The organism is Micromonospora sp. 067-2 (assembly GCF_046549295.1).
In the GTDB taxonomy this organism is placed as follows: domain Bacteria; phylum Actinomycetota; class Actinomycetes; order Mycobacteriales; family Micromonosporaceae; genus Micromonospora.
Genome location: NZ_JAJPWB010000001.1, coordinates 482922 through 507739 on the forward strand (window position 1 = coordinate 482922; position 24818 = coordinate 507739).

At 72.6% G+C, this 24818-nt stretch carries 25 protein-coding genes; 9 read left to right on the forward strand and 16 right to left on the reverse strand.

What is annotated here, in order from left to right; all coding sequences use genetic code 11:
• Nucleotides 1-53: 53 nt before the first annotated feature.
• From ACLJN9_RS02315 to ACLJN9_RS02325, 3 genes are all read left to right on the forward strand, one after another.
• The gene (locus tag ACLJN9_RS02315; protein WP_410809279.1) at nucleotides 54-1229 is read left to right on the forward strand and encodes a hypothetical protein; all 1176 of its coding nucleotides are present in this window, start codon (nucleotides 54-56) and stop codon (nucleotides 1227-1229) included.
• Nucleotides 1230-1277: 48 nt separating this feature from the next.
• Nucleotides 1278-1868: a pyridoxamine 5'-phosphate oxidase family protein gene (locus tag ACLJN9_RS02320; RefSeq protein ID WP_410809280.1), complete on the forward strand. Its 591-nt coding sequence runs from the start codon at nucleotides 1278-1280 to the stop codon at nucleotides 1866-1868.
• Nucleotides 1869-2109: 241 nt separating this feature from the next.
• Complete coding sequence (locus ACLJN9_RS02325; RefSeq protein ID WP_091636146.1) at nucleotides 2110-2451, forward strand: RNA polymerase-binding protein RbpA; 342 nt, start codon at nucleotides 2110-2112, stop codon at nucleotides 2449-2451.
• Between the two features lie 67 nt (nucleotides 2452-2518).
• Here the strand turns inward: ACLJN9_RS02325 and ACLJN9_RS02330 are convergent, their stop codons facing one another.
• The 9 genes from ACLJN9_RS02330 to ACLJN9_RS02370 all read right to left on the reverse strand — a co-directional run bounded on the left by ACLJN9_RS02330 (nucleotide 2519) and on the right by ACLJN9_RS02370 (nucleotide 12755).
• Nucleotides 2519-3043, reverse strand: a complete 525-nt coding sequence (locus ACLJN9_RS02330) for an FxsA family protein (protein ID WP_410809281.1) — start codon at nucleotides 3041-3043, stop codon at nucleotides 2519-2521.
• A gap of 66 nt (nucleotides 3044-3109) precedes the next feature.
• On the reverse strand, nucleotides 3110-3919 hold the full coding sequence (locus ACLJN9_RS02335; protein ID WP_410809282.1) for a polyprenol monophosphomannose synthase: 810 nt from the start codon (nucleotides 3917-3919) through the stop codon (nucleotides 3110-3112).
• 33 nt (nucleotides 3920-3952) lie between these two features.
• Nucleotides 3953-5587, reverse strand: a complete 1635-nt coding sequence (gene lnt / locus ACLJN9_RS02340) for an apolipoprotein N-acyltransferase (protein ID WP_410809283.1) — start codon at nucleotides 5585-5587, stop codon at nucleotides 3953-3955.
• A gap of 483 nt (nucleotides 5588-6070) precedes the next feature.
• Nucleotides 6071-7408, reverse strand: a complete 1338-nt coding sequence (locus ACLJN9_RS02345) for a glutamate mutase L (RefSeq protein WP_410809284.1) — start codon at nucleotides 7406-7408, stop codon at nucleotides 6071-6073.
• The gene (locus ACLJN9_RS02350) at nucleotides 7405-7797 is read right to left on the reverse strand and encodes a hotdog domain-containing protein (protein WP_410809285.1); all 393 of its coding nucleotides are present in this window, start codon (nucleotides 7795-7797) and stop codon (nucleotides 7405-7407) included. Before ACLJN9_RS02350 ends, ACLJN9_RS02345 begins: the two co-directional genes overlap by 4 nt.
• Nucleotides 7794-8567, reverse strand: a complete 774-nt coding sequence (locus tag ACLJN9_RS02355) for an OAM dimerization domain-containing protein (RefSeq protein ID WP_410809286.1) — start codon at nucleotides 8565-8567, stop codon at nucleotides 7794-7796. The genes ACLJN9_RS02350 and ACLJN9_RS02355 overlap by 4 nt, the downstream gene beginning before the upstream one ends.
• The gene (locus tag ACLJN9_RS02360) at nucleotides 8564-10120 is read right to left on the reverse strand and encodes a lysine 5,6-aminomutase subunit alpha (RefSeq protein ID WP_410809287.1); all 1557 of its coding nucleotides are present in this window, start codon (nucleotides 10118-10120) and stop codon (nucleotides 8564-8566) included. Before ACLJN9_RS02360 ends, ACLJN9_RS02355 begins: the two co-directional genes overlap by 4 nt.
• A gap of 15 nt (nucleotides 10121-10135) precedes the next feature.
• Nucleotides 10136-11701 (reverse strand): amidohydrolase, encoded by a 1566-nt coding sequence (locus ACLJN9_RS02365; RefSeq protein ID WP_410809288.1) that lies wholly within the window; start codon nucleotides 11699-11701, stop codon nucleotides 10136-10138.
• A gap of 4 nt (nucleotides 11702-11705) precedes the next feature.
• Complete coding sequence (locus ACLJN9_RS02370) at nucleotides 11706-12755, reverse strand: zinc-binding alcohol dehydrogenase (RefSeq protein WP_410809527.1); 1050 nt, start codon at nucleotides 12753-12755, stop codon at nucleotides 11706-11708.
• 152 nt (nucleotides 12756-12907) lie between these two features.
• Here ACLJN9_RS02370 and ACLJN9_RS02375 point away from each other — a divergent pair, with 152 nt between their 5' ends.
• Nucleotides 12908-14314, forward strand: a complete 1407-nt coding sequence (locus ACLJN9_RS02375; RefSeq protein WP_410809289.1) for a KamA family radical SAM protein — start codon at nucleotides 12908-12910, stop codon at nucleotides 14312-14314.
• Between the two features lie 83 nt (nucleotides 14315-14397).
• On the opposite strand, the gene ACLJN9_RS02380 is transcribed toward ACLJN9_RS02375, so the two are convergent.
• The 3 genes from ACLJN9_RS02380 to ACLJN9_RS02390 form a co-directional block, all read right to left on the reverse strand.
• Nucleotides 14398-15270, reverse strand: coding sequence for a polysaccharide deacetylase family protein (locus ACLJN9_RS02380; protein WP_410809290.1), 873 nt, complete (start codon nucleotides 15268-15270; stop codon nucleotides 14398-14400).
• 50 nt (nucleotides 15271-15320) lie between these two features.
• Nucleotides 15321-15662 (reverse strand): YnfA family protein, encoded by a 342-nt coding sequence (locus ACLJN9_RS02385; protein ID WP_410809291.1) that lies wholly within the window; start codon nucleotides 15660-15662, stop codon nucleotides 15321-15323.
• A gap of 75 nt (nucleotides 15663-15737) precedes the next feature.
• Nucleotides 15738-15932, reverse strand: a complete 195-nt coding sequence (locus ACLJN9_RS02390; protein ID WP_410809292.1) for a CsbD family protein — start codon at nucleotides 15930-15932, stop codon at nucleotides 15738-15740.
• A 174-nt stretch (nucleotides 15933-16106) separates the two neighbouring features.
• Here ACLJN9_RS02390 and ACLJN9_RS02395 point away from each other — a divergent pair, with 174 nt between their 5' ends.
• On the forward strand, nucleotides 16107-16718 hold the full coding sequence (locus ACLJN9_RS02395; protein WP_410809293.1) for a histidine phosphatase family protein: 612 nt from the start codon (nucleotides 16107-16109) through the stop codon (nucleotides 16716-16718).
• On the opposite strand, the gene ACLJN9_RS02400 is transcribed toward ACLJN9_RS02395, so the two are convergent.
• The 3 genes from ACLJN9_RS02400 to ACLJN9_RS02410 form a co-directional block, all read right to left on the reverse strand.
• A complete protein-coding gene (locus ACLJN9_RS02400; RefSeq protein ID WP_410809294.1) occupies nucleotides 16648-17154 on the reverse strand; it encodes an Lrp/AsnC family transcriptional regulator in 507 nt (168 codons plus the stop codon). The genes ACLJN9_RS02395 and ACLJN9_RS02400 overlap by 71 nt on opposite strands.
• 113 nt (nucleotides 17155-17267) lie before the next feature.
• Nucleotides 17268-18410: an acyl-CoA dehydrogenase family protein gene (locus ACLJN9_RS02405; protein ID WP_410809295.1), complete on the reverse strand. Its 1143-nt coding sequence runs from the start codon at nucleotides 18408-18410 to the stop codon at nucleotides 17268-17270.
• On the reverse strand, nucleotides 18407-19522 hold the full coding sequence (locus ACLJN9_RS02410; protein WP_410809296.1) for a M24 family metallopeptidase: 1116 nt from the start codon (nucleotides 19520-19522) through the stop codon (nucleotides 18407-18409). Before ACLJN9_RS02410 ends, ACLJN9_RS02405 begins: the two co-directional genes overlap by 4 nt.
• A gap of 227 nt (nucleotides 19523-19749) precedes the next feature.
• Between ACLJN9_RS02410 and ACLJN9_RS02415 the strand changes: the two genes are divergently transcribed.
• Nucleotides 19750-21120 (forward strand): glycosyl hydrolase family 18 protein, encoded by a 1371-nt coding sequence (locus ACLJN9_RS02415; protein WP_410809297.1) that lies wholly within the window; start codon nucleotides 19750-19752, stop codon nucleotides 21118-21120.
• 61 nt (nucleotides 21121-21181) lie between these two features.
• Here the strand turns inward: ACLJN9_RS02415 and ACLJN9_RS02420 are convergent, their stop codons facing one another.
• A complete protein-coding gene (locus ACLJN9_RS02420; protein WP_410809298.1) occupies nucleotides 21182-22063 on the reverse strand; it encodes a winged helix-turn-helix transcriptional regulator in 882 nt (293 codons plus the stop codon).
• Nucleotides 22064-22395: 332 nt separating this feature from the next.
• Between ACLJN9_RS02420 and ACLJN9_RS02425 the strand changes: the two genes are divergently transcribed.
• From ACLJN9_RS02425 to ACLJN9_RS02435, 3 genes are all read left to right on the forward strand, one after another.
• Nucleotides 22396-22623, forward strand: coding sequence for a hypothetical protein (locus ACLJN9_RS02425; protein WP_410809299.1), 228 nt, complete (start codon nucleotides 22396-22398; stop codon nucleotides 22621-22623).
• A gap of 58 nt (nucleotides 22624-22681) precedes the next feature.
• Nucleotides 22682-23608, forward strand: coding sequence for a 5'-3' exonuclease H3TH domain-containing protein (locus ACLJN9_RS02430; RefSeq protein ID WP_410809300.1), 927 nt, complete (start codon nucleotides 22682-22684; stop codon nucleotides 23606-23608).
• Between the two features lie 75 nt (nucleotides 23609-23683).
• Entirely contained in the window at nucleotides 23684-24499 is an 816-nt protein-coding gene (locus tag ACLJN9_RS02435) for a hypothetical protein (RefSeq protein ID WP_410809301.1), read from the forward strand.
• The last annotated feature ends 319 nt before the right edge of the window (nucleotides 24500-24818 follow it).

Here is a 24818-nt window from a genome sequence, read left to right on the forward strand (position 1 = left end):
ACCGAGCGGGCGCGGGAGCGCCGTCGGTCGACCGGCACTAGACTTCGCCCTCGATGGACGCCCAGCACACTTCCACCGACACCCGTGCGTGTGCCCACTGTGGAGCACCGGTGCCGCAGCGGGTCGGCGCGGGTCGACCGTTTCGCTACTGCCGGGACAACGACGGCGCCTGCCAGCGCGCCTCCCGCAACAGCCGGATGCGCCACCGCAACGCCCCCGGCCTGCCCGGGCAGGTGGCGCGCACCTGGGAGGCGGTGGACCGGCTCGACCAGATCGTCGAGACGTTGACCGAGTCGCTGCACGCCGAGCTGTCCCCGACGGGTGTGCAGCGGCAGCTCGCCCAGGCCCGCGCCGAGGCGGCCACCGACGTCGCGGCGGCGCAGACCGAACGCGACGAGGCCCGCGGTGACGCCGAGGACGCGGCCGCCGACGCGGCCCGCGCCCGCGAGCAGGCCCGCGGCGCGCTGGCCGACGCCGGGGAGGCCCGGCAGCGCGCCGAGCAGGCCCTCCAGCGGGCCGACGCAGCCGATGACCGGGCCCAGCGCGCCGAGGTCGCCCGCGACCAGGCACGGCACGACGCCAGCGCGGCCGAGGCGCTGCGGACCCAGGCCGAGCGCGACCGCGACCAGGCCCGCCACGAGCTGCGCGACCTGCGCGTGGATCGGGACGCGCAGCGGCAGCGGGTGGCCGACCTGACCGTCGAACGCGACGCGGTGCGCGCCGACGCCGAGCGGGCCACCCGGGCCGCCGCCGAGGCGACCGACCGCGCGCAGCGGTGGCAGGGGGAGGTGCAGGACGTCCGGCGTCAGATCGAGCAGGCCCGCGCCGACGCCGCGCGGACCCGCATCGAGGCCGCCGACGCCGCTCGCGCCCGGGAGCAGGCCGACCGGGCCCGGGACCGCGCGCAGGTCGCCGCCCGGGAGGCCGACACCGCCCGGCAGGAGACCGCCGAGCTGGCCGCGCAGCTGCGCGCGGAGCTGGCCGCCACCGTCGCTCAGCGCGACGCGCTGGCCGCGCAGATGAGCGCCGCCCGGCAGGCCACGGCCGCCGCCGAGGGCCGGCTCACCACCCTGGCGGTACGCCTCGACGCCGCCGAGACCGACCGTGACCTGGCCCAGCGGCGGGTGGCGCAGCTCGGCGACCAGGTCAGTGACCTGGCCGTGGCGCTGGCCCGGCTGGGTCCCACCCCGCCGCCTGTCGCCGCCGCAGCGGACAGCGCGCCGGGCTGAGCGGTCGCGGGGTGTCGGCGTGGTCGTCACTCGGGTGATGATGGGCGGGTGGGAAAGTCATACGAGCGCATCGAGGGCCGACTGCGGACCTTCATCGAAGCCCAGCCGATGTTCTTCACCGCCACCGCGCCGCTGGCCGCCGACGGCACCATCAACCTCTCCCCCAAGGGGCTTCGCGGGTCCTGGGCGGTCCTCGACGAGCAGACGGTGGCCTATCTCGATTTCGCCGGCTCCAACGCCGAGACGGTTGCCCACCTGCGGGAGAACGGCCGGATCACGCTGATGTGGTGCGCCTTCGAGGGCCCGCCGAACATCGTCCGGGTCCACGGACGCGGTGCGGTGGTCTTCCGTGACGACCCGCGTTGGTCGGACCTGACCGGTCATTTCCCGGACGTCGACACCAGTCAGCACGGGCTGCGCGCGATCGTCGTGGTGCGCGCCGAGCTGATCCGCGACACCTGCGGCTACGCCGTGCCGTTGATGACCTACGAGGCCGACCGCGACCTGCACGGCAAGCGCTTCGCCCGGGAGGACGACGCGTCGCTGAGCGAGTATTTCAGTAGGAAGGACCACGTCGCGCGCAGCATCGACGGCCTGCCGGGGTTGCCGTTGCCGCTGCCGCCGACTCCCGCGGTGTGAGCGGTCCGTCACCGAAGGGCGCAACCTTCCCCGCACCCGGGCGGTTAACATCCCCGGTGGCAGGCGAAAACGCTCCACCGTTGCGACCGGCTGGGGATCACCCGGTGGGGTGACCGTCCTGGCCGGCTACCCTTGGTCCCGGCCCACCCGTGGACGCCGCACGCCCTCGGGCGGGAATGGCGGCACGGGAACGCACCGTTACACCCAGAAGACCAGCACCACGAACGAGGGGAAGTCGATCATGGGCGAGCGTATGCTGCGCGGAAGCCGCCTGGGCGCGGTCAGCTATGAATCCGACCGCAACACCGAGCTCGCGCCGCGTCAGACCCGCGAGTACCTCTGCGCCAAGGGCCACCAGTTCGAGGTGCCGTTCGCCGTCGACGCCGAGGTCCCGATGACCTGGGAGTGCAAGTTCGACGGCAGCGTCGCTCGACTCGTCGACGGCAACGAGCCGGAGCAGAAGAAGGCCAAGCCGCCGCGTACCCACTGGGACATGCTGCTGGAGCGGCGCTCCATCGCCGAACTCGAGGACATCCTCGCTGAGCGGCTCCAGGAGGTTCGTACCCGCCGCGGCCGCGCCTGAGCCGCACCCGCACGACACGACGCCCCCGGGGGGTTTCCCCCGGGGGCGCCGTCATGTCCAACCCCGGTCAGTTGCGGCCGGGCTCGACGATCTCGCCCTCGATGGCCCGGCCGCCGTCGGCCACCACCGGCTGCTCCGGCGTCGGACGCGGTGCCGCCTGCGGCGCACCCTGGCGCACCCGCACCGTACGCGGCCCGAACAGGTCACCGGCGACCATCGACGACACCCGCCGCTCGGCGGTGCGTTGCACCGCGGCGCGGGCCAGACGACGCAGCGGTGGCACCAGCAGCAGCAGGCCCACAAGTCCGCTGACCAGACCGGGCACCGCCAGCAGCAGCGCCCCGGCCAACCCGACCAGCCCGTCGGTGACCTGCCGGCCCGGAGGGTGCCCCGCCTGCGCCGCGGAGCGGAAACCACGCCAGGCGCGCATGCCCTCCCGGCGCAGCAGCACCAGCCCGAGCAGCGAGGCGGCGAACACCAGCAGCACCGCCGTACCGAACCCCAGCGCCCGTCCCGCCGTGACGAACACCGCCAGCTCCAGAAGCACCGCCAGCAGCAGGGCCAACGGTACGAACCTCAGTCCTCGGCGCATCTCACCTCATCGCCCTGTCCGCGGCACCGGGACAAGTGCCGCCCTTCCAGCATGACACGGTCGCGCTCACGGCCAGCGCACCTGACCGGTGGGGGTGCCGTGCAGGCCCCGGCGCAACGCCTGACGCCGGTCCCGTACCCCCCAGGTGGTGATCCGCCACAGGGCCTCGGCCACGATGCGGGGGCTCATCTTGCTGTCCCCGCGTTCCCGTTCGGCGAAGGTGATCGGCACCTCGACGATCCGCACCCCGGCCTGGTGCGCCAGCCGGGACAGCTCCACCTGGAACGAGTAGCCCTGCGAGCACACCGACGCCAGGTCGATGGCGTCCAGCGCGCTGACCCGGTACACCCGGTAACCGCCGGTGGCATCCGAGACCGGCATGCCCAGGGCCAGGCGCGCGTACAGGTTGCCGCAGCGTGACAGCAGCAGCCGCCGCAGCGGCCAGTTCACCACCTGCGCGCCCCTGGTCCACCGCGACCCGATGACCACGTCGGCGTCGCGGGCGGCCTCCAGCAGCGCGGGCAGGTCCTCCGGGGCGTGTGAGCCGTCGGCGTCCATCTCCACCACCGCGTGGTAGCCGCGCTCGCGGGCCCAGCCGAACCCGGCCAGGTACGCCGCCCCGAGGCCCTGCTTGCCCTCCCGGTGCAGCACCCGCACGTACGCGTCGCCGTCGGCGAGGGCGTCGGCGATCGCGCCGGTGCCGTCGGGGCTGTTGTCGTCGGCGATCAGGATCTCCACCGCGGGGGCCGCGCGGCGGACCCGGCCCACGATCGCGGCGACATTGTCGGCCTCGTTGTAGGTGGGGATCACCACCAGCACCCGGCCCACGCCGGGCACCTCGTCGAAACGCCGGACCGTATCGGTCGCCTGGATCACGGTTCCTCCGCTCCCGCCGGCGTACCGGCCTTGCTATCCGGGCACGACCCGCTGCCGCCGGCGCACCACCGCCGCGCCGACCAGGGCGGCCGCGGCCAGCCCGGCGAGCGCCACCTCCGGCCACCAGCCGAGCCGGGTGGCGAGGGTGGTTCCGCCGCCCAGCCGCAGCTGCCGGACCACGACCTCCCGGGTGTTGAACCCGGTGGCGTCGCTTACCCGCCCATCGGGGGCGACGAACCCGGACACACCGACCGTGGAGGCCATCAACGCCGGCCGGCCGTGCTCCACCGCCCGCAACCGCACCATGGCCAGCTGCTGGCGGGCCTCCGCGACGTTGAACGTCGCGTTGTTGGTCTGCACCACGAGCAGTTGCGCGCCTCCGGTGACGGTGTCGCGGACCACCTCGTCGTAGGCGACCTCGAAGCAGATGACGTCGCCGAGGACGGTCCGGCCGGTGCGTACCACGCCCGGGGTGCTGCCGGCCACGAAGTCCGACCGGATCAGGTCGACCTTGTCGCTGACCATCCGGGCCACGTCGCGCAGCGGCACGTACTCGGCGAACGGCACGGGGTGCCGCTTGGCGTACAGCTGGGCCAGGTCCGGACCGCTGCCGGGCCACCACAGGATGCCCGCGTTGCGGACCTGACCGGCGCCGGGGCCGAGGAGCACCGCGCCGACCAGGATCGGCGCACGGATGGCGTCGGCGGCCTCGGAGATCCGGGCTCCGGCGGCGGGGTTGCGCAGCGGGTCGATGTCGCTGGAGTTCTCCGGCCACACCACCAGATCGGGTCGGCGTTGCGCCCCGGTCGCGACCCGGGTGGCCAACTCCAGGGTGGCGTCGACGTGGTTGTTGAGCACCGCCTGCCGTTGGGCGTTGAAGTCCAGCCCGAGGCGCGGCACGTTGCCCTGCACGATCGCCACGGTGACCGGGGTGCCGTCACCCGCGGCGGCGACCGGCACCAGCAGGCCCGCCGCGCTCAGCGCCACGGCCGCGGCGGCGGGTACGGCAACCGGCAGCCACCGTCGCGCCGGCGCGGTGTCCGTGGAGGTTTCCCGGGCGGCGGTCCAGCCGCGCCACGCGGCGGTGACCAGCAGCCCGCCGACGAGCGCCACGGCGAAGGTGACCAGTGGCGCGCCGCCCAGCGCCGCCAGGCGCAGCAACGGCGACGTGTCCTGACTGAACGCGAGTCGTCCCCACGGGAAACCACCGAACGGGGTGCGGTCGCGCAGCGCCTCCTGCCCCACCCAGAGCAGCCCGGTCAGCGCCGGCCACGCCCACCGGACGCGGTCGGCCAACGGCGACACCCAGGCCGAGGCCGCGCCGAGCAGCGCCAGGTACCCGGCCTGCAGCAGCGACAGCAGCACCCACGGCAGGTAGCCGGTGTGCAGGTTCGTCCAGGCCAGCAACGGCCCGAACAGCGTCAGCCCGGTGAGGAAGCCCAGGCCGGCGCCGGCGCGCAGACGACGCCGGTGCGCCGCGGCGGCCAGCAGCGCCACCCCGACCGGCGCGAGCGGCCACACCCCGTACGGCGGGAACGCCACCAGCAGGGCCAGCCCGGCGACCAACGCCATCGGCGCGGCGACCCTCAGCGGCAGTGGCCGGCCGGCCACTGCCGGCTCAGCCGGCACCGCCGGGGTGTGGGCCTCATTGCGGTCCAGTGTCGTCACCGCAGCTTCACCTCGATCACGGGGCGAAGGCTACCCGGCCTGCGGGTGAGGCGGCCGCAGCGGGCCGTCGGGGGACGAACCGGCCGGTGGACATGAAATCGGGGCGCGGCTCACGCCGCGCCCCGATGCTCCCAGGCCCTCCCCGGCCGGTGCGGCGGGGACGAGGCACGCCGACCTTCGGACCGACCGGACGCGGACTGGCTGCCCCCGCCGGGCCGTTGTCTACTGGCCGTGCACCTCACCCTGCCCGTACACCGGTAACCGCGACCGGTTCGCGCCGCCCCGCCGACCCCCGCCCGCTGGACCTGGCCGCCGCGACGATGACGCTGAAACATGTCGCTCGGCCAGCGGACGAAGGGACGAAGCGAACAACAGCCGCTTCCCGTGGTAGGACTCAAAGACGGTACGTGCCGACCCCCGTCGGTTGTCAACCCACCCCCGGCCTGTCGTGTGTTGCGCCACGGCGTGTCGGGTCGGCGAGTCTCAATGCGCCCGCAGATGGTGACGCAGCAGCGCCCCCGCCGCCGCTCGATGCTCCTCGGCGAGCAACCCGCCGGCGGCCAGCACATAGTCGGCGTCGACCACTGCGACGGCGGCACGCGGCAGCGCCCACCCCCCGGCGTGGTCGGCGAGGACGGCCGCCAGAACCTGCCCCGCCGTCCCCGCCCGGGCGTGTCGCAGCACCCCACCGGAACCCACCATCAACCGCACGTCGCGCAGGTCGCGCCCGGCCCGCTCGCCCGTCGCGGCGCCCCGCGCGTGCCGCCGCAACGCGACCGTGGCCGCGAGGGTGGCGATGCGCCGGTCCACGGCCTGCTCGGCGTCGTCGGCCGCCAGGAACGCCGGGTCGGCGGCACGTCGAGCCGCGGCCGCGCTCAGGTCGTCCTGCTCCGCGGGAGTGAGCAGACGTTCCTCCACGGCGGCGCGGACGACCCCCGGTGCGCTCCACCGCATGCCCAGGTCCCCCTCCACGGTGCGGGCCCGCCACAGGCTGCCGGCGACCTCCCGACCCGGGCCGGTGGCCCGCTCGTCGGGGGTGAGCACCGAGTACACGTCGGTGGTGGCGCCACCCACGTCGACCACGGCGAGGTCCCCGCCGATGCTGTCGGCGAGCACCTCCACGCCGGTGAGCACCGCGTCGGGGGTGGCCGCCCGCACCAACCGGGCGAACCGGGCACCCCGCGACAGCCGCTTGCCGCCGATGACGTGGCGCAGGAACACCGCGCGGATCGCCGCGCGCGCCGACGCGGGAGCGAGCACCCCGATGCGGGGCAGCACGTTGTCCGCGGCCGTCACCGGCACCCCGGCGGACTCCAGCAACGCGGTCAGCTCGACGCGTACCTCGCCGTTGCCGGCCAGCACCACCGGCACCCGCCAGCGGGCCCGGGCCAACCGGGTCGCGTTGTGGGTGACCGTCTCGGCGTCGCCGCCGTCGGTGCCACCCACCAGCAGCACCACATCCGGTCGGGCCGCCCGCAGCGCCGCCAGATCCGCCGCGCCGAGCCGCCCGGCCGCCACGTGCACCACGTGCGCGCCGGCCGACAATCCGACCCGCCGGCCCGCCTGCGCGGTGACCAGCGGCTCGTAGCCGATCACGGCCAGCCGCAGCCCACCGCCTGCCGACGAGCAGACGTACCACGGCACGTCACGCACGCCGAGCCCGACGGTGGCCGCCGCGACCGCCGCGTCCAGGCCGTGCAGCACGTCGGTGCCCACCGTGGTGGGCGCCGACGCCGCGCCCACCAGCACACCGGCGGCGAGATCCACCACGGCCGCCTTGGTGTACGTGGAGCCGACGTCCGCGCAGACCGCCAGGGTCACGACGCGGCGGGGACGACCACGGTGCCGGTCGCGGTGACCGCCACGATCGGCGGGTCGAGGACCTCGGCGGCGGACTCGGAGCGGTCCGGGCGGCCCCGGCACACCACCGCGCAGCTCAGCTCCAGGGTGCGGCTGCGGGCTCCCACCCGCGACACCTGCGCGGTCACCTCCACCACGTCACCGGCGCGGATCGGGGCGCTGAACCGCACATCGGAATACCCCGCGAACAGGCCCTCGTCGCCGTCGGTCTGGATGCACACCTCCGTGGCGACGTCGCCGAACAGGCCGAGGGCGTACGCGCCGTCGACGAGGTTGCCGGCGTAGTGGGCGTGCGAGTACGGGACATACCGCCGGTGCGTCACCGTCAACCCGAGCCTGGAGTCGGTCATGCCATCGCCTTCCGCTGCGTGATCAGGGCGTGCACCAGATAACTGGCCACCTCGCCGGGTGTGGTGCCGCGACCGAAGATCCGGTCCACGCCCAACTCGCCGGTCATCGACTCGTCGAACCGCGGACCACCGACGATCAGCAGCGGCCGACGCCCGGCCGGCATCGCCTCGCGGAACGCCGCCGACATCTCCCGGGTGTTGTGCAGGTGCGCGTCGCGTTGCGTGACGACCTGCGACACGAGCACCGCGTCGGCCCTCTCCGCCCGGGCGGCCTCCACCAGCTCCGGCACGCTGACCTGCGCGCCCATGTTGGTGACCTTCAACTCCCGGTAGTACTCCAGGCCCTTCTCCCCCGCGATGCCCTTGACGTTGAGGATCGCGTCGATGCCCACGGTGTGCGCGTCCGTGCCGATGCACGCCCCCACCACGGACAGCTTGCGCCGCAACCGCTGCTTGATCACCGTATTGACGTCCTTGGCCGACAGCAGCGCGAAATCCCGTTCCACCACCTGCACCGCGTTCAGGTCGACCAGGTGGTTCACCCGCCCGTAGACGACGAAGAACGTGAACCCGTCACCCATCGGCTTGGCGTGCACCACCATCGCCGGGTCGATGCCCATCCGGTTGGCCAGCTGCACCGCAGCGCCCTCGGCCCGTTTGTCGTGCGCCACCGGCAGGGTGAACGACACCTGCACCATCCCGTCACCGGTGGTGTCCCCGTACGGGCGCACGATCGCCTTGCTGCTGTGCGGGTCGCTGCGTTCGCTCACGCCGCCGCCTCCAGAATCTCGGTGGCCGGGTTGCAGTAGTCGGCCTCGTGCGCGGCGACCCCGGCGAGGCCCTTACCGCGGTCCGCCGGCCGCTTCATGATCCCGAAGGTGCCCTCCGCGATGGCGGTCAGCAACGTCTGCTCCCCGATGCGCTCCAGCAGATCCAGTGCCTCACCGAGCACCTGGTTGGCGCGCCGCCGGATGAACCCGCCCGGCGCCGGCACGAAGTCCTCGTGCAACCCGCCGGCCGCACCCAGCACGTACCGCACGTTCTGCAGGGCGATGTCCCGATCCGACAACCACGGCGTCACCACCGCCTCGGTCATCATCCCCACCAGCAGGATGCCCTGACCGGTCAGCGCACCCGCCAGGTTGAAGAACCCGTCGAGCAGGTTGCCCCGGAACACGTCACCGGTCATGTGCTTCGTCGGCGGCATCCACTTCAACGGCGCCTCGGGAAACAACTCCCGGGCCAGCAACGCGTGCGCCAACTCGAGGCGGAACGACTCCGGCACCTCCGGGTTGATCTCGAACGCGTGCCCCAACCCCAACTGCCAGTCCGCCAACCCCGCCTCGTGGGCGAAGAACTCGTTGAGCAACTGCGACACCGTCACCGTGTGCGCCTCGTCGACCGCGTCGGCCGTGGTGAGGTAGTTGTCCTCACCGGTGTTGATGATGATCCCGGCGCGCGCGTGGACCTGCCGGGAGAACCGCTGGTCGACAAACGTACGGATCGGGTTGATGTCGCGGAACAGGATCCCGTACATCGAGTCGTTCAACATCATGTCGAGCCGTTCCAGGCCCGCGAGAGTCGCCATCTCCGGCATGCACAACCCGGAGGCGTAGTTGGTCAACCGCACGTAGCGGCCCACCTCCTTCGACGACTCGTCCAACGCCGCGCGCATCAGGCGGAAGTTCTCCTGCGTGGCGTACGTGCCGGCGAACCCCTCCCGGGTGGCGCCCTCGGGCACGTAGTCCAGCAGCGACTGCCCGGTGGAACGGATCACCGCGATCACGTCCGCGCCGGCCCGCGCCGCCGCCTGCGCCTGCGGAATGTCCTCGTAGATGTCACCCGTCGCCACGATCAGGTAGATCCACGGTCGCTGCTGCGGATCCCCGTGCCGCCTCACCAGACGGTCCCGCTCCGCGCGCCGCCGGTCGATCCGCCGGATCCCCGCACCGACGGCCCTGCGCGCCGCCGACCGGGCGGACGTGGCGGCCCGACCCGTGGGCACGGTGAAGCGCACCGACCCGGCCGCGGCCTTCTGCGCCAGCAACGTCACATCCGCGACACCCTCGCGGGTCAGCGCGTCGAACACCGGCACCGCCACCCCGTGACCCAACCCCACGTCGGCGACGACCGCGTCGACGAGCCGGTTCACCCACGGAATGCCATCCGGATCCGCGCCGGTCACCCCGGCCAGACGCAACACCGCCCGCTCCACCGACACCGTCGTGTGGCTACGCGCCAGGTCCACCACCGGCTGCCCGGCCCGGCGCGCCAACTCCCGCGCCCGCGCCACCAACACCGGATCAAGATCAAGCTTGCTCATTCATGCCCCGCTCGCTCACGACGACCTCTCCCCATGGATGACCTCACCGCGCAGCACCAGCCGCCGGCACACCGGAAGCGGCGTCGGGTCGTCCGGACCCCGCAGTTCCGGGTCCTCGGCCTGCAACACCGGCAGGCCCCGCTCCACACCGGCCGGCGTGGACCACACCGCGAACGTCGCCGGCGCACCCAACGCGAGGACCCCCTCGACGTCCAGGTGCACCGCCCGCCACCCGCCCCGGGTGTGCGCCGCGAACGCCGCCCGCACACTCATCCGCTGCGCCGGATTGTGATGCGCCGCCGCCGCCCGCACCGACCCCCACGGATCCAGCGGCGTCACCGGCGAATCCGACCCGAACGCCAACGCCACACCCACCGAGTGCATCGCACCCAACGGGTTGGACTCCAACGACCGGTCCAGCCCCAGCCGCGACTCGTACATCCGGCCAGCACCACCCCACAACCGGTCGAACGCCGGCTGCATGCTCGCCACGATCCCGTACTCCACGAACCGGGCGATCATCGACCTGTTCATGATCTCCGCGTGCTCGATACGGTGCCGGCCGGCACGCAGACGCTCCACGCCCAGCCTCGACGCCGCCCCCGCGAAACCCTCCAACACCGTGCCGACCGCCGCGTCGCCGATCGCGTGGAAACCACCCTGCATGCCGTGCGCCGCGCAGTCCAGCAGGTGATCACGCACCTGCTCCGCCGACAGGTACCCGTGCCCACAGCCGTCACCGTCGCCGTACGGCTGCGACACGTGCGCCGTACGCGAACCCAACGCCCCGTCGGCGAACAGATCACCGCCCGCGCCCACCGCGCCCAACTCCCGGGCCCGCGCCGCGCCACCCAGCTCACCCCAGTACCCGTACACCTCCGGCAACCCGACCCCGGCGATGCCCAACAGGCCGGTGAAGTCCTCCTCGTCGGAGATCTCCGGGCCACCGCACTCGTGCACCGCCGCGATACCCAACGACGCCGCGTGGGCGAGCGCCACCCGCTGCGCGCTCAGCCGCTGCGCCCGACTCACCGACCCCTGCGCCGCCGCCCGCACCACGTGGTGCGCGTCCCGACGCAACCACCCCGACGCGTCGTACCCCGCCTCGGCTGCCGCCTGCGGGCACGCCGCCAGCAACGCGGTCGACACCAACGCCGAATGGATCGACGCCTGCGACAGGTACACCCGTCGGCCCCCGGCCGCCCGGTCCAGCGCCGCGGCGTCCGGCAGCGCCGGATCCGGCCAGCTCGACTCGTCCCAACCGTGCCCCAGCACCACCGCGTCCACCGGCAGACCAGACGCGAACGCGGCCACCGCGTCGAGCAACCCCGCCGCCGACCGCACCCCGGACAGATCCAGCCCGGACAGCGTCAACCCGGTGTCGGTGGCGTGCACGTGCGCGTCGACGAACGCCGGCGTCACCAGCGCCCCACCCAGATCCACCACCCGATCGGCGGCCGGCACGTCACCGTCGGTCCCCAACCAGGTAATCCGCCCACCGGAGACCAGCAGCGCGGTCGCGCTCGGATCGGCGGGACAGTGCAACACGCCGCCGCGGTACAACGTCGAGGGGTTCGTCATGACCTCAGTCTGCCGCGACCCGCGCCGCGAACAGCCGACGCACCCCCGGCTCGGCCCGCAGCAGCCCCAACGCCAACTCCGCGTGACCCGGCACGTACCCGTTACCCACCAGCATCGTCACGTCCGCGGCGAGCCCCTCGGCGCCCAACGCCGCCGCCGAGAAGCTCGTCGCCATCGAGAAGAAGATCACCGTGCCGCCGTCGGCGGTGGCCAGCACCGCACCGTGCTCACAGCCCGGCACGTCCACGCACACCACCGTGACGTCCGCCGGAGTGCCCAGAGCCGTGGTCACCGCCGTGGACAGCGCCACCGGGTCCCGCGCGTCGGCCAGCGCCACCGCCGAGGCCAGGCCGGCAGCCGTCAGCGCGTCGCGCTCCGCCTCCACCGGCACCACGCCGACGGTACGCGCGGCACCCGCCCGCCGCGCCGCGGCCAGCGACAGCGAACCACTCTTGCCCGCCCCACCGATCACCGCGACGCGCACCGGCGTCGGATCACCGCTGCGGCGACGATCCTCCACGTAACGCGACACCACCCGCGCGGTCAGCGCGGGCGCACCGCACACGTCCAGCACCGCCAGGGACAGCTGCGGGTCCTCGTCGTCGGGCAGCACCGCGGCGATCGAGCGGGCGAACAGGATCGCCCAACCGTCACAGGGCACCTGCTCGCTGCGCCCGTCCCAGCGGGCCAGCCCGTCGGTCACCACCAACGGCGTCAGCGTCAACGACACCAGGGTGGCGACCCGCTCACCCGCCTTCAGGCCGAGCGGGGAGCGCCGGCCGGCCTCCTCGACGACGCCGATCAGCATGCCGCCGGAGCCGGTCACCGGGTTCTGCATCTTCCCCCGGGTCGAGATGATCTCCAGCACCTCGGCGCGGACCGCGTTCCCGTCGCCGCCGTGCTTCTCCGAGAGCTGCCGGAAACTCGCCGCGTCCAGATTCAGCCGCTGCACACGGATCCGCACCTCGTTCGGGGCGATCACGGCAGACGTGTCCAACCGCCAGGCCGCCTGCGGCAGCACCCCCGCCGGTTCCACGACGCGGTGCAGTCCCACCGGTGACGTCACGCCCACCTCCCCTGCTCAGCCGTCCGAAGCCCCGATCAAGGCTCGCGCAACGGGAAAACTTACGGCAGACTAATTTCTTCACCGGATATTTTCCAGTAGCCTTCGGGTTTCTTGATCAGCCGCAGCACCGAGGAGGGGCCGTGACCCAGACCCAACCGGTTGAGACCATCCCTCAACCCCGTCACGCCCCGGTCGCCGTACCGACCGCCGGGCAGCCGTACGAATACCACCGTCGCCCGCTGGTCGAGCCCGACTGGACCCGCTTCCCCGGCTGGCGCCACGTCACCCGCGACCAGTGGGAATCCGCCCAGTGGCAGCGCGTCAACTGCGTCAAGAACATCAAGCAGCTCCGCACCGTCTTCGGCGACCTCATCGACGAGAGCTTCTACACCGACCTCGAGGCCGACCAGAAGGCCCTGGCCACCATGTCGATGCTGGTGCCACCACAAATGATCAACACGATGGTGCCGTTCCCGCCCCTCACCACCGAGGCGCTGCTCGCCGACCCCATCCGGCGCTACATGATTCCGGTCGCCTCCGACCGACGCACCGACTGGCCGTCACACCCCTACGCCAGCCGCGACAGCCTGCACGAGCACGACATGTGGGTCGCCGAAGGCCTCACCCACCGCTACCCCACCAAGGTCCTCGCCGAACTGCTCTCCACCTGTCCCCAGTACTGCGGGCACTGCACCCGGATGGACCTCGTCGGCAACTCCACCCCCGCCGTCGACAAACTCAAGCTCACCCTCAAGCCCGTCGAGCGCTACGACGCCCACATCACCTACCTCAAGGCCCACCCCGGCGTCCGCGACGTCGTCGTGTCCGGCGGCGACGTCGCCAACGTGCCCTGGCGCAACCTCGAGTCGTACCTCATGCGCCTGCTCGAACTGGAGACGGTCCGCGACATCCGGCTCGCCACCAAGGCCCTCATGGGCCTCCCCCAGCACTGGCTACAGCCCGACGTCGTCGAGGGCCTGGAGCGCGTCGCCCGCACCGCCGCGCGCCGCGGCGTCAACCTCGCCATCCACACCCACGTCAACCACGCGCAGTCACTCACCCCGCTGGTCGCCCGCGCCGCCCAGACCGCCCTCGACGTCGGCGTCCGCGACGTCCGCAACCAGGGCGTGCTCATGCGCGGCGTCAACGCCACCACCCCCGAGCTGCTCGACCTCTGCTTCGCGCTCCAGGGCGAGGCCGGGATCCTGCCGTACTACTTCTACATGTGCGACATGATCCCCAACGCCGAACACTGGCGCGTCCCCGTCTGGCACGCCCAGCAGCTCCAGCACGACATCATGGGCTACCTGCCCGGCTACGCCACCCCCCGCATCGTCTGCGACGTCCCCTTCGTCGGCAAGCGCTGGGTGCACATGCTCACCGACTACGACCGCGAGCACGGCATCTCCTACTGGACGAAGAACTACCGCACCTCCATCGAGTCCGCCGACCTGGAGGCCCTCAACAAGCGTTACGCCTACTACGACCCGATCGACACCCTGCCCGCCAACGGCCAACAGTGGTGGACCGACCACCGCAACGACTAACCCCCACGCCCCGCTCCGTCGATCTAGGGCGAATCGCTGCTGTTGGAGGTCAACCAGCGATTCGCCCTAGATCAACGGGAGTGTCACGCGGGGGTGAGGACCTCGGACAGTGGCGCGGGGATCAGCCCGCGCTCACGGAGCCCGGCCAGGATGTGTGGGAGCGCCTCGTCGGTCATCGCGGCGTTCGCCTCGGTCACGTGCATGATGACCACGGACCCGGGGCGTACGTTGTCCAGCACCGCCCGCACCAGCGGCTTCCAGGCCTTCGCGAACGGGTCCCCGCTCACCACATCCCCGTCCACCACCGTCACCCCCAGCGGCGCGAGCGCCGCCAGCGCCGCCGCGTCGTGACAGAGCCCCGGAAAGCGGAAGTACCGGGTCTGCCGACCCCCGTACGGCTCGATCACCGTGAACGTCTTCGCCGCGTCCTCGGTCATGCCCCCCGCCGCCACCCGGGGCAGGTCGTAGCAGTCCGCTGTGTACGCCAGATGCCCGTAGGTGTGGTTCGCCAACTCGAAGCGCGGATTCTCAGCGATCCGCCGGGTGAGCTCCGGATACCGCTCCACCCACTTGCCGGTCAGGAAGAACGTCGCCGCGATCTGCTCCCGCTCGAGCAGGTCGAGAATCCGTAGGTTGGCGTAGGACTTCACCTTCCCGGAGCGCAGGTTGGCCAGCATCCCGTCGGTCATGTCCGCGTCGAAGGTCAACGCGACCCGGTTACCGGTCCGCGGCCCGTGATCCACCACCGGCGGCACGCTGCCCACCGGCGTCGCCCCGGGAACGGTGACTCCCGCTCGCCGCTGCGGCGCGGAAGCGCTCACCGAAGGCACGGCGGACGGGTCGACGAAGATCGGCGCACTCGACGACGGCCCCCGGGGTGACGGGTCCGCGCAGGCGGCGATGCCGACGACGGACGCCGCGACCAGGACGCCGGACAGAAGCCGAAATCGGATCACGCCGTGGATCATCCCAGACGCGAGCGTCGCTCACTGTCCGCCCCGACCGCCTACGTCGAGGCGCCGCGCGGGCCGTACATGATGACCGCGACGCCGATCAGGCACAGCGCCGCGCCGGCCAGGTCCCACCGGTCCGGACGGAAGCCGTCCACCACCATGGCCCAGCCCAACGAGCCCGCCACGAACACTCCGCCGTACGCGGCCAGGATCCGTCCGAAGTTCGGATCCGGCTGGAATGTGGCGACGAAGCCGTAGCAGCCCAACGCGACCACGCCGGCGGCGATCCACCAGAGGCCCCGCTGCTCCCGCCAGCCCTGCCAGACCAGCCAGGCACCGCCGATCTCGGCCAGCGCCGCCAGCACGAACAACACCAGGGAACGGAGCACGGTCACGCCGCCGACCCTAGCCCGCCCGCGCGCGTGGGGTCCCCGGGCAGCACCTGCCCGGGGACCCCACGACCGCTCAGGTCACTTGTCGAAGGCGTCCTTGACCTTGCCGCCCGCGTCCTTGATGTTCTGACCGGCCTGCTTGGTACGCGCGTCGCTCTGCTGGCTCGCGCCGCTACCGCGCATCGACTCGTTGTTGGTCGCGTCGCCCATCCGCTCCTTGGCGGCACCGGCAACCTGCTCGACCTTGTTACGTGCCTTATCGGTGAAGCCCATTGCGCCTCCTCCGGCTGGCGGTTGTCCAGACCGGGTCCCCGTCTGGTGAGTGCTGAAACGCTTGTCGCGGACCGCACATCGCGTAGGGCATCCTAGGAAGATAGGTAAGCTGGTCGGGGCGGCGGCATCGGCCGGCACCGGGTGCGGTCGCGCCGCCAGTGGTTAACTGGCCGCATGGGAGAGCTCCTGCTGATCCGGCACGGCGAGACCACCTGGAGCGCCAGCCTGCGGCACACCTCGTACACTGACCTGGAGCTGACCCCCGACGGCGAACGACAGGCCCGACTCCTGGCCGCGTTCCTGGCCGACCGACGGTTCGTCACCGTGCTCGCCAGCCCCCGCTCCCGGGCGCTGCGCACCGCGCAACTGGCCGGGCTCACCGTCGACAGCGTCGACGAGGACCTCAGCGAGTGGAACTACGGCGAGTACGAGGGCCGCACGACCGTCGACATCCACGAGAACGAGCCGGACTGGAACATCTGGACCGACGGCTGCCCCGGCGGGGAGTCACCCGCCCAGGTGGGCGAACGGCTGGACCGGGTGCTGGCCCGGGTCACCCCCCTGCTCGACCGGGGCACCGTGGCGCTGGTCGGCCACGCGCACAGCCTGCGGGTGCTCGGCGCACGCTGGATCGGCCTGCCCCCGTCCGCAGGCGGACGGTTGCGCCTGGAGACCGCAACGGTCAGCGCGCTCGGTCACGAGCACGGCCGGCAGGTCATCCTGCGGTGGAACCAGCCGGCTCCTCCGGCACCCGGGACCGCGACCGACTCGGCGCCCCGGCACTGATCTTCGGAGGCCGGTTCTCGTAGGGCGTGGACAGCACCACCGTGGTCCGCGTGGTCACGTTCGCCGAGGTGCGGATCTCCTGAAGGACGCGTTCCAGGTCGGTCGGGCTGGCCACCCGCACCAGCAGCATGTAGAAATCCTCCCCCGCCACCGAGTAGCAGGAGTCGATCTCGGGCAGGTGGGCCAGTCGCTCGGGTGCGTCGTCGGCCTGCGACGGGTCGAACGGCCGGATCGCCACGAACGCGGTCAGCGGCAGGTCCAGCGCCTCGAAGGACACCCTGGCGGCGTACCCCTTGACCACCCCGCGCTGCTCCAGCCGGCGTACCCGTTGGTGCACGGCGGACACCGACAGCCCCACCCTCTCGGCCAGGTCGGTGTACGACAGGCGGCCGTCAGCGGTCAGTGCTGCGACGATGGCGCGGTCGATCTCCTCCACGGCGAGCAACCTACCGGGAAAACCGCGCGACGGCGACGAGGCGACCGTCGGACCGTGCGGCGGCGGGCCGCGATGGACCCACCGCAGCCGCGCCACCACCTACCGTCCGGCGCTCAGCCCTGCGCGAGCGCCCGGGAGATCACCACCCGCTGGATCTGGTTGGTGCCCTCCACGATCTGCAACACCTTCGCCTCGCGCATGTACCGCTCGACCGGGTGGTCGGACACGTAGCCGGCGCCGCCGAGCACCTGGACCGCGTCGGTGGTCACCCGCATCGCCATGTCGGTGGCGAAGAGCTTCGCCTTGGCCGCCTCGATGGAGTACGGCCGGCCGGCGTCCCGCAGCCGGGCCGCCGCGAGCGTCAGCGCGCGGGCGGCGGAGATCTGGGTGGCCGCGTCGGCGAGGATGAAGCCGAGCCCCTGGAAGTCGATGATCGTCCGGCCGAACTGCTGCCGCTGCCGGGCGTAGGAGACCGCGTAGTCCAGCGCGGCCTGGGCGAGCCCGACCGCGCAGGCCGCGATGCCCAGCCGGCCGGAGTCCAGTGCGGACATCGCGATGGTGAAGCCGACCCCCTCGCCGCCGATCAGCCGATCAGCCGGCACCCGCGCATCGTCGAAGGCGATCTGCGCCACCGGCGAGGAGCGCAGCCCCATGGTCCGCTCCGCCGCCTGCGGGGTGATGCCGGCGGTGCCCGCGTCGGCGAGCAGGCAGGAGATGCCCTTCGGGCCCGGCCCGCCGGTGCGGCAGAAGACGTTGTAGAAGTCCGCCGTCCGGGCATGGGTGATCCACGCCTTGGTGCCGGAGACCACGTACGCGTCGCCGTCGCGGACCGCCCGGGTCTCCAGTGCCGCCGCGTCGGAGCCGCCCTGCGGCTCGGAGAGGCAGTACGCGCCGAGCAACTCGCCGCCGAGCAGGTCCGGCAGCAGTTTGCGCTGCTCGTCGCTGCCGAACGCGGCCACCGGGTAGCAGGACAGGGTGTGCACGCTGACCGCCTCGGCGACGGCGAGCCAGCGGCTGGCGAGGATCTCCAGCACCTGCAGGTAGACCTCGTACGGCTGGGCCGCGCCGCCGTGCTCCTCCGGATAGGGCAGGCCGAGCAGGCCGGCCCGCCCGAGGGTGCGCAGCACGTCGCGGGGGAACTCGGCGCGCTCCTCGAAACCGGCGGCCTTGGGGGCGAGCTCGCGGTCGGCGAGCTCGGTGGCGAGGTCCAGCAGGTCGTGGGCCTCGTCGGTGGGGAGGATCCGGTCGACAGTCATAGCGCGATGAGCTCCGTGGGGGTGGTGTTGAGCCGTTGCACGCCGTCCGTGGTGCAGACGACGATGTCCTCGATGCGGGCGCCGTGCCGGCCCGCCAGGTAGATGCCCGGTTCGATGGAGAATGCCATCCCGGCCTCCAGCGGTCGGTCGTTGCCGACCACCAGGTACGGCTCCTCGTGACCGTCCAGACCGATGCCGTGGCCGGTGCGGTGCAGGAACGCCGGGCCGAAGCCGGCGGCGGCGATCGGCTCCCGGGCTGCGGCGTCGCCCTCCGCGCCGGTGATCCCCGGCCGTACGGCCGCCACCGCGGCGCGCTGGGCGTTCCGCAGCACCTCGTAGTAGTCGAGGAAGTCGGCCGGCGCCGGGCCACCGGCGACGTAGGTGCGGGTGCAGTCCGAGCGGTAGCCCGACGCCATGGTGCCGCCGATGTCCACCACCACCGGCTCGCCGGCGCCGATCGGACGATCCGAGGTGCCGTGGTGCGGGCTGGCTCCGTTCGGGCCCGCCGCCACGATGACGAAGTCGACGGTGACGTGCCCGGCAGCCCGGATCGCCGCGGTGATGTCGGTGGCCACCTCGGCCTCGGTGCGCCCGGGCCGCAGCCACTGCCCCATCCGCCGGTGCACCTCGTCGATCGCCGCGCCGGCCTCGGCGAGCGCCGCGACCTCCGCCGGGGACTTGCGGATGCGTAGCTCGCGCAGCACCTCGCCGGCGAGCCTCTGGGCGGCGCCGGGCAACGCGGCGCGCAGCGCGAGGACCTGCTCGGCCCACATCCGGTCGGCCAGACCTACCGTCGCGACCGGACCGTCGAGGGCGGCCACGACCAGGGGGTACGGGTCGATGCCGTCGGCGTGGTCGACGATGCGTACGCCGGTGGCGGGTGCCGGGGACGCCTCCGCGGCCGGGCGCTCCAGCCTCGGCACGATCAGCGTGGGTTCGCCTTCGGCGGGCAGCACCAGGCAGGTCAGCCGCTCCCCCGCGTGCGCGTCGTACCCGGTCAGGTAGCGCAGGTCGGAGCCGGGGGTGAGCAGCAGGGCATCCAGGCCGGCGGCGGCGGTGGCGCTCCGCGCGGCGGTCAGCCGGTCCGGCGGGTAGAGCTCGTCGGTTCCCATCCGGTCAGCTTAACGGTCGTTTGGGATCGCCGGGAGTGGGCGCGGCGGCGCATCCCGTCCATCCCGGCCGACGAAAACCGGGAAATCCACCGGCGTTGATTGACTCGGATAGTTAACACTCTTTAAGATTTGGCTGCCTCGAGGCCCCCCGTCCCTGATCAGCTCATCGCCGCCCGCGACGACCCTGCGCTGGCGGCTGTCGTCCCCCGCCCACGGGAAGGCCCCCGATGTCCTCACCACTGCGCCGCGCACTCGCCGCCGGCCTGCTCGCGCTGGCCACGGCCAGCGCCACCCTCACCCTCGTCCCCACTGCCGCGCAGGCCGTGGTGCTGCCGAACAACTTCAAGAGCGTCGGCTACATGCCCTCCTGGGCCGGTGACGTCAACAGCATCCAGTACAACAAGCTCACCCACATCAACTACTCGTTCGTACTGCCCAACAACGACGGCAGCCTGCGCGCCGTGGAGAACCCCGGCAAGCTCTCCTCGTTGGTCTCCCTCGGGCACGCCAACAACGTCAAGGTCTCGATCGCGGTCGGCGGCTGGAACGACGGCAACGACTCCGCCTTCGAGTCCCTCGCGGGCAACTCCGGCAGCCGGACCGCCTTCGTCAACAACCTGGTCAACTTCGTCAACCAGTACAACCTGGACGGCGTCGACATCGACTGGGAGTACCCGGACCCGGGCGCCTCGGCCAACAACTACGCGTCTCTCATGACGCAGCTCGGCAACGCCCTGCACAGCCGCGGCAAGCTGCTCACCGCCGCCGTGGTCTCCGAGGGCCCGAGCGTCCAGGGCGTCCAGACGGCCGTCTTCGCCCAGGTCGACTGGCTCAACATCATGGCGTACGACGGCGGCAACCCGCACGCCAACTACGACTGGTCCATCGCCAGCATCAACCTGTGGAAGTCGCGCGGACTGCCGGCCGGCAAGGCCGTGCTCGGGATCCCGTTCTACAGCCGCCCCGGCTACTACACGTACTCGGCGCTGGTCGCACTGGACCCGGCGAACGCCAACCGCGACTGCACCACCGCCGGCGGGGCGCAGCAGTGCTACAACGGCATCCCGACGGTGAAGCGCAAGACGCAGTGGGCGCTGGCCAACGCCGGCGGCGTGATGAACTGGGAGCTGTCGCAGGACACCACCGGCTCGACGTCACTGGTCAGCGCGATGTACGACACCATCACGGGTGGCACCACCCCGCCGCCGACCGGCCGTACCGGCCCGATCACCGGCATCGGCGGCAAGTGCGTCGACGTGGCCTCGGCGAGCACCGCCAACGGCACGGCCATCCAGCTCTGGGGCTGCAACGGCACCAACGCCCAGACCTGGACCGTGGCCAGCGACAGCACGCTGCGCGCCCTCGGCAAGTGCGCCGACATCACCAGCGGCTCCACCGCCAACGGCGCCAAGGTCCAGTTGTGGGACTGCAACGGCAGCGGCGCCCAGGTCTGGCAGGCCCAGTCCAACGGCACGCTGCGCAACCCGCAGTCGAACAAGTGCCTGGACGCCACCGGCAACACCTCCGCCGACGGCACCCGGCTGCAGATCTGGGACTGCTTCGCCGGTGCCAACCAGCGCTGGGCCCTCCCGGCCTGACGGTACGTGCCGAAGGGCTTCCTGCCGTACGGCAGGGAGCCCTTCGGGGTGCCCGGCCCGATCAGGCGGGTCGGTGGGCGCGCACCAGGTCGAGCATCTCGTCGACCGAGCCGGCCGGGTCGGTGACCGGGAACTGCACGGCGCGGACCACCGCCAACGGGTCGACCAGCAGCGTGAGGCGCTTGAGCCGTGAGACCCCACCGGCGCGGAAGGTGGGCAGCAGCAGCCCTCCGGCCAGCCGACCGTCCTGGTCGGACAGTAGCGGAAACGGCACGTGGGCGTGTGCGGCGAAGTCGGCGAGCTGATCCGGTCGCTGCGTGCTGACCCCTCGCACGTCCGCCCCGGCCGCCTGGAAGTCCGCGTACCGACTGGCGTAGGTGCTCGACTCCAGGGTGCAGCCGCGGGCTCCGGGAATGTCCGCCCAGTCCAGCGGATACCCGTTCGCCTGCGGCGCGTACGCCCCGGGGAAGAAGTAGAGGACGCTCCACGCGTCGGTGTCGGTCAACGCGACCGGCCGGCCGTCGGGCCCGGGAAGGGCGACCTCGGGCAGCCGCCGCCCGACCAGGTCGCGCACCCGGCGGGCCTCGGCGGAGGCGGCGTCGGCGGTCGCCGTCAGCTTCCCGTCACCCATCAGGTGCCTCGTTCCCCAGTCCTGCAGTGCGATCAGCACCGGCAGCAGCCCTTCGCCCTTCGTGGTGAGCAGGTAGTCGTGGCGCGGCGGGTGCTCGGAGTACGGCCGGCGTCGCAGGACGCCATGGTCGACCAGCGCGGCGAGGCGTTCGGTCAGCGCCCGTCGGCTGACCCCGAGCTCCCGCTGGAGCGCGTCGAAGCGGGTCGTCCCGCCAGCGACGTCCCGCACGATGAGGAACGTCCACCAGTCCCCCAGCACGCCGAGCGCCTGCGCGATACCGCAGTCCGCGTCGGCAAGATCCTCTCGCCGCACCAGTCGCCTCCATCCGTACGACACCGACTCTAGTCCGTTCCAGACTGGAACGCGCTGGCGTCGAGCCAGCGCGTTCACGATGAGGACGCCCAGCCACCCGTCCTCGCCCGCGAAGCGGGTCGGCCGCCCGAGGAACTCCACCGGCAGGTCAGCGTCAGCGCGGCGCGCAGTCCGGGTAGCGCCGGGCCAGCGTCAGGCCGGAAAGGAATGCCGTGCCGGCAGTCTGCGCCGCGCGGCGACCAGCCCGCACGGCGGTTTTCCGGCCCGGGCGTCCCCGCGGGTCATAGCCTGGGGCAGGGTGCCCACCAGGGCGCCCGGCCGGGAGGACCGACGTGGCACCGAACGACGCGAACCGGGCGGCGACGCGCCGTAGCCGGCAGTTGTGGGCCGGAGTTCTCGCGCTTGTCGGCCTGGTTCTGCTGATCATCGGTCTCACCGTGGCCGACGGCGTCGCGGCCTGGGTCGAGGTGGTGGTGGCGATCGTGCTGCTGGTGACCGGCTACGTCGTGCAGCACCTGGCCCGGCGGGAGACGGTCTATCGACACGGCGAGCGACGCTGACTCGGCCAGCGGCCGGGCGTACCCCTGATCGTCGGGGGGTTGTGCCAGGCTGTCGGGCGTGGCACACCGATCCCCGATCCTGCTGATCGACGCACCCAGCCTCTACTTCCGCGCATATTTCGGCATTCCGGAATCCGCCGCCCGGGCCGAGGACGGCACCCCGGTCAACGCGGTCCGTGGTTTCCTCGACATGCTCGCCACCCTGATCCGGGGACGCGGCGCCGACCGGATGGTCTGCGCGATGGACCACGACTGGCGCCCGGCGTGGCGGGTCGAGCTGCTGCCCTCGTACAAGGCGCACCGGGTGGCCCCGCAGGGCGGCGAGGTCGTGCCGGACACGCTCTCTCCCCAGGTGCCGATGATCCTGGAGGTGCTGGCCGCGATCGGCATCACCGTCGTCGGCGCGACCGGCTACGAGGCCGACGACGTGCTGGGCACGCTGTCGGTGACCCAGCCGGGGCCGGTGGAGGTGGTCTCCGGCGACCGGGACCTGTTCCAGCTCATCGACGACGCCCGGCCGGTCCGGCTACTCTACATCGGGCGCGGGGTGGCGAAGCTCGACGACTGCGACGACGCCGCGGTGCGGGCCCGCTACGGCGTGCCGGCCGACCGGTACGCCGACTTCGCCGCGTTGCGCGGTGACCCGAGCGACGGGCTGCCGGGGGTGCAGGGCGTGGGCGAGAAGACCGCCGCCCGACTCATCGAGCGGTACGGGACCATCGCCGGCATCCTGGCCGCCCTGGACGACTCGGACTCGTCGTTCGCGCCGGGCCTGCGGGCCAAGCTGGTCGCCGCCCGCGACTACCTGGCCGTCGCGCCGACGGTGGTGCGGGTCGCGCTGGACGTACCGCTGCCGGAGCTGCCCACCGCGCTGCCGACGGCGCCGGTCGACCCGGATCGACTGCTCGAGCTGGCCGCGACGTGGAATCTGGCCGGCTCCGCCCGCCGCCTGGTGGACGCCCTCGCCGTCCGGGCCGACGCCTGACGCCGGTCCGAGCTCGGCCCCGGTGGCTGACTCTCCACGCTGGTCGGTCACCCCTGCGATCCGAGGAGCCCGCGAGTGCGCGTCAGCATGGCGACCAGTGCCGGCAGGGCCAACCGCCCGAACGAGGACTTCGCCGGCGCTGTTCCCGGCGCTGCCGTGCTGTTGGACGGCGCCGGGATTCCGGGAAGCGAGTCGGTCTGCTCCCATGGTGTCGCCTGGTACACCCACCGTCTCGGCGGCGTACTGCTCGGCCGGTTGTCACGTGACGACGGGCGCGACCTCCCGGCGATCCTCGCCGACGCGATCGGTGAGATAGCGGCCGATCACCGCGGCACCTGCGACATCACGAATCCCAGCAGCCCGCAGGCGACCGTGGCGATCGTCCGCGCCCACCGTGGCCGCCTGGACTACCTCCTGCTCGCGGACACCGTGGTCGTCCTCGGACCGGCCGGCGGCAGCTTGCAGGTCATCACCGACGAGCGTGAGGTCACCTGCCGGCGGGTCTGCTCGGTGCCCCTGGACGGCGTTCCGACGGGAACGCCGGAGTACGCCCGCGTCCGAGAGTCCTGCGCCGAGGCGCTTCGGGCCCGCCGGAACCAGCCGGGCGGCTACTGGATCGCCAAGGACGACCCGCGTGCGGCCCGGGAGGCGGTAACCGGCAGCCGATCCCTCGCTGACCTGGACAGCGTCGCGCTACTGAGTAACGGGGCCAGCCGCATCGTCAGCCCGTACGGCCTGACGGGCTGGCCCGGCGTGCTGGAAATGCTCGGTTCCCACGGGCCGGCCGAGGTCATCGGCCGCGTCCGGCAGGCCGAAACCGGCACCGTGACGGGCCGCGACGATCGGATTCCCGACGACGCCACAGTTGTGCACTGCACGCCCCTGCCGTAACGCCGTCCCTCGGTTGGGCATCGCTGACCCGGCACGTCGCCCAGTCAGCGATGCCGCCGTCAGCCGACGCCGCGCCGGCGCGCCAGCACCAGCCCACCGAGGATCGGCGGGTGTGCCACGCCCGGCGATCACAATCGTCGGTCACCGACGTGAACCATTGCCCCGATCTGGGCATCACATCCATTGCTACGACAGCAATGCGACGGAGGGAAACCCATGCGAGTCAGAGTGTTGACGGCGGCCATCCTCGGCCTCTCGGTGGCGGGCGGCTGCACGTCCGGGTTGGATCGGGTCGGCGGGGACGCGGGGCCGGCGGGCA